The 7249-nt window shown below is 44.9% G+C and carries 9 protein-coding genes; 5 read left to right on the top strand and 4 right to left on the bottom strand.

The features are described from left to right. Positions 1-53 precede the first annotated feature (53 nt). From ABW391_RS28010 to ABW391_RS27995, 4 genes are all read right to left on the bottom strand, one after another. On the bottom strand, positions 54-1052 hold the full coding sequence (locus tag ABW391_RS28010) for a FecR family protein (protein WP_353485213.1): 999 nt from the start codon (positions 1050-1052) through the stop codon (positions 54-56). A 143-nt stretch (positions 1053-1195) separates the two neighbouring features. Next, entirely contained in the window at positions 1196-1738 is a 543-nt protein-coding gene (locus ABW391_RS28005) for an RNA polymerase sigma-70 factor (RefSeq protein WP_353485212.1), read from the bottom strand. Between the two features lie 224 nt (positions 1739-1962). Further along, positions 1963-2595, bottom strand: a complete 633-nt coding sequence (locus ABW391_RS28000) for a phosphatase PAP2 family protein (protein WP_353485211.1) — start codon at positions 2593-2595, stop codon at positions 1963-1965. After that, the gene (locus ABW391_RS27995) at positions 2573-4201 is read right to left on the bottom strand and encodes an LptF/LptG family permease (RefSeq protein WP_353485210.1); all 1629 of its coding nucleotides are present in this window, start codon (positions 4199-4201) and stop codon (positions 2573-2575) included. Before ABW391_RS27995 ends, ABW391_RS28000 begins: the two co-directional genes overlap by 23 nt. A 200-nt stretch (positions 4202-4401) precedes the next feature. On the opposite strand from ABW391_RS27995, the gene ABW391_RS27990 reads away from it, so the two are divergent. The 5 genes from ABW391_RS27990 (at position 4402) to ABW391_RS27970 (ending at position 7247) form a co-directional block, all read left to right on the top strand. Continuing rightward, a complete protein-coding gene (locus ABW391_RS27990; RefSeq protein WP_353485209.1) occupies positions 4402-4908 on the top strand; it encodes a GFO_1088 family ECF-type sigma factor in 507 nt (168 codons plus the stop codon). Positions 4909-4912: 4 nt separating this feature from the next. Next, on the top strand, positions 4913-5437 hold the full coding sequence (locus tag ABW391_RS27985; protein WP_353485208.1) for a PG0215 family putative anti-sigma factor: 525 nt from the start codon (positions 4913-4915) through the stop codon (positions 5435-5437). Positions 5438-5491: 54 nt separating this feature from the next. Continuing rightward, positions 5492-6004: a DUF4252 domain-containing protein gene (locus ABW391_RS27980; RefSeq protein ID WP_353485207.1), complete on the top strand. Its 513-nt coding sequence runs from the start codon at positions 5492-5494 to the stop codon at positions 6002-6004. Continuing rightward, complete coding sequence (locus ABW391_RS27975; protein WP_353485206.1) at positions 6001-6552, top strand: DUF4252 domain-containing protein; 552 nt, start codon at positions 6001-6003, stop codon at positions 6550-6552. The genes ABW391_RS27980 and ABW391_RS27975 overlap by 4 nt, the downstream gene beginning before the upstream one ends. A 170-nt stretch (positions 6553-6722) precedes the next feature. After that, positions 6723-7247 (top strand): DUF4252 domain-containing protein, encoded by a 525-nt coding sequence (locus tag ABW391_RS27970; RefSeq protein ID WP_353485205.1) that lies wholly within the window; start codon positions 6723-6725, stop codon positions 7245-7247. Positions 7248-7249 lie beyond the last annotated feature (2 nt).

Here is a 7249-nt window from a genome sequence, read left to right as displayed (position 1 = left end):
CAGCTGATTTACAACAGGGTTACAGAATTGGCCCTGTATTTAAGTACTGAAATCTATTTAGGACAAGCCTTTCCAACCAAACGGAAATTGCTCTTGGATGTTTTCTGAAGGCGGAATATTCCAGTCTTCTCCAACAAGCGGAGGCTTTCCTCAGGTTGGTCCAGCTGGAGCGTCCAGGTTGCAATACAATTGACCATCCCCGGGTTTGAAAATTCGATTCGGTAATCGGTATACCTTCGCAAAATTTCTTGTGCTTCGCCCAAAGTGCGTGTTTCCAGGTTGATGGTATTGGTGCGCCAAACCTGGGTAGAGGCAAATGTATTTTTGCTATTGGCAATTTCTTTGCTGAGTTTTCCGGTGTCAGCCTGAATGTATCCGATAAACTCTGCTGGTACTTCCAGTTTTTTGTCTCGTTCTTTTTTCCTCAAAGTCACCAGACCGCGTACAACCTGCACTTCTGTTTGTCCTTCGCCGCTGAGGGCACGTACATTGAAACTGGTTCCTAAAGCTTCAATCAGGCCATGCGGCGTTTCTACTTGAAAAGGTTGTACTGCATCGGCATTTACTTCAAAAAAAGCCTCACCTTGCAGCCTTACGGTACGTATATGGTTCTTTTTCAGTTTTTTATCAAAAATTATGGAACTGTTTTTGCTCAGCCATACCAAAGAACGATCGGGCAAGGTAATTTTTTTGGTTTGCTGGTTGTTGGTAGCCACCGTGGTCTCTTCAAGCCCAGTAACATTGGGTTGAAATACAAACCAGAGACCCAATAGCAACACAATTGCAGCAGCAGCATACCGCCAGTAGGTAGAAAGGCGACGGATAGGCGCATCAACGGATTCAGGGTGATCGGTCTGAATTTTTGCTTTAAACTTTTGCCAGTTTGCCTCTACATCTGGTTCAAAAGCATTGTCTTTGTAGTTGCCAGCCCTATCCCAAAGTTTCGAGTATTCAGACACATCCGCATCGTTCAGGGGATATTCCTGCCCGGATTGCGGATCTGCGGCTTCTCCTTTCCACTGTCGAACTAAAAACTGAATCTTTTTCTCCATTGGTCAAACTGTTGTGTTGAGGTATAGTTTAAGATTTCAAATGTTGAATATAACACCAGACACAAAGTAAATCAGATCCCCCTATCGGTAGCTTTATTTTTAGGGTTCAATTGTGCCATATAGCTGACAAATTGGTATTGAGCTTACCATCCATGCCAAATCAGCAGCATCAAGAGGCCATTTTTCAACAACGGCTGCAGCCTTTCCCGTAAGTATTTCAATGCTTTAGAGACCTGGTTCTCTACCGTTTTTTCGGCAATGCCCAATTCGGTGGCGATTTCCCGGTAAGAAAGTTCCTCGTACCTGCTCAACACAAAAACCATCCTGCATCTTTCTGGGAGTTCATCAATTGCGCCATCAATTGCCCGTTGAATTTCATCGGAACGAAGTTGATCCAGGGTATCTGATTCCTGTACAGCGATTTCGGGCAGTCGTTCATCAAAAGACCATTTCCGATTGTTGCGCAGGTGATTCAGGGTTCGGTTCAAGACTGCCCGCTTGAGGTAGGCTCTTAATGAACTTGTGATGACCAGGGTATTTCGCCTGCTCCACATTTCATAAAGCACTTCCTGAACCAGATCCTGGGCCAAATGCTCATCATTGGCGACCCGATATACCACCAGACACAACTCTTTGAAGTACTTGCGGAACAACCATTCAAATGCTTTTTCAGCATCAGTGGACATCAAGTCAAAAAATTCATGGTCATTCGGCGTAGTTTGCAAACTCAACCTTATTTATCGATGAAAAAGAGAATGGGAAGATAGCATAAATAAATTTTGGAACTTAGTAGTGGGGCAAAAATAAGTGATCATTTTTCCTGAGCCAGAGGATTAGATAAGACACTTGAAATGAAACGTTTACTTATCTAATCCTCTGGCAAAATAATCACTTATTTTTTTATCGCCCCTTATACTTTGGTTTGAATTTTTTGTTCGATTTGGTTTAATCCAAGGTAGGCCAGTATGCCTAAACTGATTCCAAGCAAGGCTCCTGAATATACGTCAGTGAAAAAGTGTTGCACCAAGTACATCCGCGAAACACCTACCAATAAAGCTGCCGCAAAACAAAGGATACTCAACCAGGGTTTGCGAGGAAAACACAAAGTTAAAAAAGAAAACAAGGCAAAAGCAGCCATGGTATGACCAGAAGGAAAACTGGTTAGCCCTTTGTTGATTCTAACCCCAGGAATAAATTCCAGCGTGGACAGCAGCCCTTTTTCTTCAAAAAAAGAATAAGGCCGCGGATGTTGAAACAACGATTTGGTGGCCCAGGATACCAGCGTAACTACCACGCCAAGCAAAGGAATTCCCCATGCCGCACGCCTTTTGTAAATCAACAAAGCCAAAAACACGACCCCATAGCCATACCCTTCTCCAACTTTGGTAAAATTCTTAAAAAAAACATCGGCGAATGGCGTACGGTGATCATTGAGCCAAATCAGCAGATCACCTTGTGGATACCACAACAGGGCAATTCCCAGCAAAAGGAATACAGCAAATCCGCCGAAAAACCAGGGATTATCCTTTAACAGTCTTAACATGTTGAATTTTTTTCACCAATTCCATAACGAAGTACCGCACTCCTGAAAACAGATTCAAAGGTTGATCATTCATGGCTTTGTACGTCAGCCATATGCCCAGCGGAAGCAAAATGATACAGGGAATCCAGGCAGCAGTATAAGCTGAAACTACAAACGTTTCTGCGATTTTGCGACAGAAAATGGTCAAAATCACAAAAAGCATAAAAAATACAATGGCGACCAACATGGGATATCCAAAGCCTCCTTTGCGTACAATGGCCCCCATCGGCGCGCCAATGAACATAAAAATAAAGCTCACCGCAGCAATGCTGTATTTCGTTTGCCAGTCATAAATGAACTTGACCCGGTTTTCTTTGGTAGCATCCAGAGAGGAACTTGTGCTCATTGTCTGGTTTTGGATCCCTCTGACTGCCGATTCTGCTTTCCCACGCAATAATGCACGATCGGTTTCGCTGAAAGTTTCGGCAAACCGGACGACTACCGAGATGGGTTTGACCCGGTTGAGAATGTTTGACTTAATCAAAGTCGGCCCCATACTGATGCTGCGGGAGGAATCAAAAGTCGTTTTAACGGGGGAAGCCACAGAAATTGGGGTAGGGCCAGCACCACTGGGTGCTTGATCGATGGGCTTGAATTGGGTTTTCTTCAATTCCTCTTTTAAATAAGTGCTGTCAACTTTGAAGATAGACACGTAATTGGCCACATAGTTTCCAGCGGTTACTGTACGTTTGTCTATGTCTCGCGCCATAGAATCGGCAGAGGCTTGCAATGCCCTAGAATCCATGGTTTGACGGCTTTGCTTAAACAATTCTTCGCTGGTACGCGAAGTAGTGAATTCGGACAGGTCAAAAATCTTGGTGAATTGCTTGAAGCCTGTTCGAATAAACGGATACTTGCTTTGACTGCTGGATTGATAACCCCTCGATTCGATGCATTGGTAGCCATTGCGCAAGCGCATGACGAATATTCCGCCATCTCCTGCGGTAAACATTTCGCCATCTTTGGCCGTGATGACGGTATATTTTCCAGCATTGGACTCGGTTTGGTCGTAGATGGTTACGTCTTTAATGGTGCGACCATCCCCCATTTTTTTACCGATGTGGATGGTAAAACCCTGAAAATCGTCGTTGAAAACGCCAACGTCCAAGCGAAGGGCGGGTTTGGTTTGCTGGATGTCCCACATGCGGGAACCAAATTTGAGGTTGGCAGCAGGAATCAAATAATCCGAACAATACCAGGAAAAGGCCACCACAAAGAGAGAGAAAACCAACATTGGACGCATGATGCGCACCAGCGACAAGCCCGCTGATTTCATGCTGGACAATTCATAGTGCTCGGCAAAGGTTCCCATCAACATCACGGAAGACAACAAGATGCCCAAAGGCAAGGCCATAGGTACGAAACTCACCGCCCGGTAAGAAAGCAACTCCACAACGGTGAAAAATCCCAATCCCTTCCCTGCCAGATCGTCGATATAAATCCAGAGCATCTGCATCAACAATACAAACAAGGAAACCGAAAAAGCCACAATAAATGGAGGAATAAAGCTGGTAATCACCAACTCATCGATCTTTTTCAGTCTGGGCAATTTGCTCAAAATACTCATCCTCTACACGGTTTCTAAAATACGATGCAATTTCAAGGAAAAACGCTGTACATCCAAATGGTTTTTTGTATCCCTCGCCATTTTAAGTTTTTTTTAAAAAAATGCACTTTCCTTGTAACTTTCTTTTCGCAGCTTCGTCTTCCGGTTGTTTAGGAACAGAATTGTACTTTCATTTCGATTCCGTGCCATGCCAAGGATCTATGAACCCAACTGAATTTAAAAACACCGTACTGCCATTCAAGGACAAGATGTTCCGCCTGGCTTTGCGCTTGCTCAACAAGCGCGAAGAGGCTGAAGATTTAGTTCAGGAAGCGCTCATCAAGCTCTGGCAGCAACAGGATCGTTTGGCAGAGGTACAAAACCTGGAAGCCTGGGTAATCAGGATGACCAAAAATCAATGCATCGATAAATTGCGCAATTCAAAATTTGGACTGAAGGAATGGAAAGAAGGCCTGGATATGGCCGATGCTGCTCCACTGCCCGATGCCAAAATCGAATCTTCGGACACCATGCGCAATTTGCAAAAAATAATGACCCGTTTGCCCGAAAACCAACGCCTGGTCATGCAGCTCCGCGATGTGGAAGGCATGAGCTACCAGGAAGTGGCAGAGGCACTGGAATTGCCCTTGGCACAGGTAAAAATAAACCTGTTTCGGGCGCGGCAAGCCATGAAAAGTTTTTTAAGTGTACCAACCCCAAAAGCTTAATACCATGAATCAAACGCAAATTCAATCATTGCTGGATAAATATTTTGCAGGCGAAAGCAGCCTGCAAGAAGAAGCTCAATTGCGACAATTGTTGCAGGAAGAAAATTTACCTGAGTCTTTCAAAGCTTATCAGTCTTGGTTTCAATTCCTGGATCAAGAACTTGAGGTTGGACTTGATGATGATTTTGAAGCCAAAATAATGCGCGAAATTGAGCAGCAACCTGGTGAGGCAAAACCAAAAATTCGCCGGCTTCAGGTAAGCTGGCTTTTGAGGATAGCCGCGGTGTTTGTGCTGGTGGCTGGAGGGTTATGGTGGATGCTGCGTTCCAATTCCGTGGACAAACCGCTGGTTGCCGAAGCAGAAACCAAGGTCATTGATTGGTCAAAATACGAGCCCAAAACCCCGGAAGAAGCATACGAAATCACCCGCAAAGCCTTTCATCGCGTAGCAAACGGCCTAAACGAAGGCACCGAAATTGCCAGCGAAGGTCTAGGCAAAATGGAAGAAATGGGCAAAGTGTTCAACTAACTTTTCAAGCATTCAACTTTTCAACTTTACCGACATTTTTTTAACTCAATCAATATGAAAATCAAGCATTTTTTCACCCTGGCTATCCTTGCGATGGCCACGCTACAAGGCATGGCGCAAACCAGCGCCAGCGCCATTGACAAATACTTTAGCAGCTACGTGGAAGACAAACGCTTCAACGTGGTCTACATCAGCCCCAAGCTGTTTCAAATGATTGGTAAAATCGATACCAAGGTTTTGGACATGGAGAATGACGCCGAGGCCAAAGCCGTACTCGAAATGGCCAAAGACCTGCAAGGGCTGCGTATCCTGACTACCGACGAGACCCCAGAAGCGTTTTACAAAGAAGCAAAAGCCAAAATCAACACCAAGGAATACGAGGTATTGATGACCGTACGCGACAAAGACGGCGACAACGTGGAATTTCTCATCAAGGAAACCAACAATGTGATCAGCGAATTGCTGCTGCTGTCTAGCGGTAAGGATGAATTTGTACTGCTGAGTTTCATGGGTTCATTGGACTTGAACAAAATCACTCGTTTGGCCAAGGAAATTGAGAAGAAATGAGAATCACAATCTTCACTTCCGCTTTGTTCTTGCTTTGTTTGAGCACAACTATGGTAGCACAAACTTCGGTGGCAGAATTTTACCACAAGTTCAAAAAGCAGGAAGAAGTGCAAAATTTCAAAATCCCGGGATGGCTGATCTGGATCGGAACGGGGCTGGTATATAACAGCATCCGCGATGAAGAAACCCGTACCTGGCTGCGCCTGGCCCGCAAGATGGGGAAAATTCGCTTGTTGCAAAGCGAAAACACCCAAAGCATTACCCGCGAGGATTTGAGCGGTTTTGTCAATAGCCTTCGTGCCAACAAGGACTACAGCGACATCATTTACGTACGCGACAAAGATTCAGACCTCAACGTCCTCGTGCGGGAAGGTACGCAGGGCAGACTCAAAGAATTGCTGATTGTAGGCAGCGATGACGGTGAAACCACCCTGTTTAGCGCCAAAACGAGGCTGCGCATGAAAGACATCAACGAGGTACTTGATCACTACCTCAAAGAACTGCACTGGAAAGAAAAGGCCAAAGCCAAAAACCTGCCGAGGGCCTAAGCAACGCTGAAAAATTAACTTCCTGATTTTGGGTTTTGATTAGGAAGTCGAACGGTTCATTTCAAGTGAGCTTCCTAATCAAAACCCTCTAAAAAAATCGGGAAGTAATTTTTTGCGTCATACTAAGACACATTGAAATCACTCACCTAACACACATTAGACCAAACATCATGAAAAAAATCCTCTTCTGCCTGGCATTGCTGGGCTTAGGCTGCGCTATGCACGCCCAAAACCCGGTGGTAAGCAATTTTATGCGCAAGTTCGGAAAACACGAGCAAGCTACCCACCTCAACATTGGAGGCCTTTTCCTCAAAATTGCAGCGAAGAGCAGCGATGATGACGAAGCCAATCGCATCATGCGCAGCATCTCCAGCCTGCATCTGTTGAATTTTGATGAAAACAATCCAGTCGAAGCCAACGACATCAACCAATTGATGCAGCAATTGCGCCAGGAGAAATTTGAAGATTTGGCGTATTTCAAGGAAGGCGATTCCCATGTGCGCTTCATGATCAAGGAAAGCCAGGAAGTGATCACCGACCTAATCATGATCATCAAAGGGGATAAAAACTTCCTTTTGCTCAACCTGGAAGGCAAATTCAAATACACCGACCTCAACGACTTCAACATGGAAGTCAATGGCAGCAAGGAATTCAAGCGCTTGCCTGAAGATCGAAAGAAGTTGCCGAAGGCTTAAGA

The sequence above is a fragment of the Haliscomenobacter sp. genome (genome assembly GCF_040403615.1).
Lineage (GTDB): Bacteria > Bacteroidota > Bacteroidia > Chitinophagales > Saprospiraceae > Haliscomenobacter.
This window is presented reverse-complemented; position numbering and strand designations above follow the sequence as displayed.

What these genes read in the sequence shown, in the direction of transcription:
- ABW391_RS28010 (WP_353485213.1), bottom strand. Translation starts at nt 1,052, where the DNA reads ATGGAGAAAAAGATTCAGTTTTTAGTTCGACAGTGGAAAGGAGAAGCC.
- ABW391_RS28005 (WP_353485212.1), bottom strand. Translation starts at nt 1,738, where the DNA reads ATGTCCACTGATGCTGAAAAAGCATTTGAATGGTTGTTCCGCAAGTAC.
- ABW391_RS28000 (WP_353485211.1), bottom strand. Translation starts at nt 2,595, where the DNA reads ATGTTAAGACTGTTAAAGGATAATCCCTGGTTTTTCGGCGGATTTGCT.
- ABW391_RS27995 (WP_353485210.1), bottom strand. Translation starts at nt 4,201, where the DNA reads ATGAGTATTTTGAGCAAATTGCCCAGACTGAAAAAGATCGATGAGTTG.
- ABW391_RS27990 (WP_353485209.1), top strand. Translation starts at nt 4,402, where the DNA reads ATGAACCCAACTGAATTTAAAAACACCGTACTGCCATTCAAGGACAAG.
- ABW391_RS27985 (WP_353485208.1), top strand. Translation starts at nt 4,913, where the DNA reads ATGAATCAAACGCAAATTCAATCATTGCTGGATAAATATTTTGCAGGC.
- ABW391_RS27980 (WP_353485207.1), top strand. Translation starts at nt 5,492, where the DNA reads ATGAAAATCAAGCATTTTTTCACCCTGGCTATCCTTGCGATGGCCACG.
- ABW391_RS27975 (WP_353485206.1), top strand. Translation starts at nt 6,001, where the DNA reads ATGAGAATCACAATCTTCACTTCCGCTTTGTTCTTGCTTTGTTTGAGC.
- ABW391_RS27970 (WP_353485205.1), top strand. Translation starts at nt 6,723, where the DNA reads ATGAAAAAAATCCTCTTCTGCCTGGCATTGCTGGGCTTAGGCTGCGCT.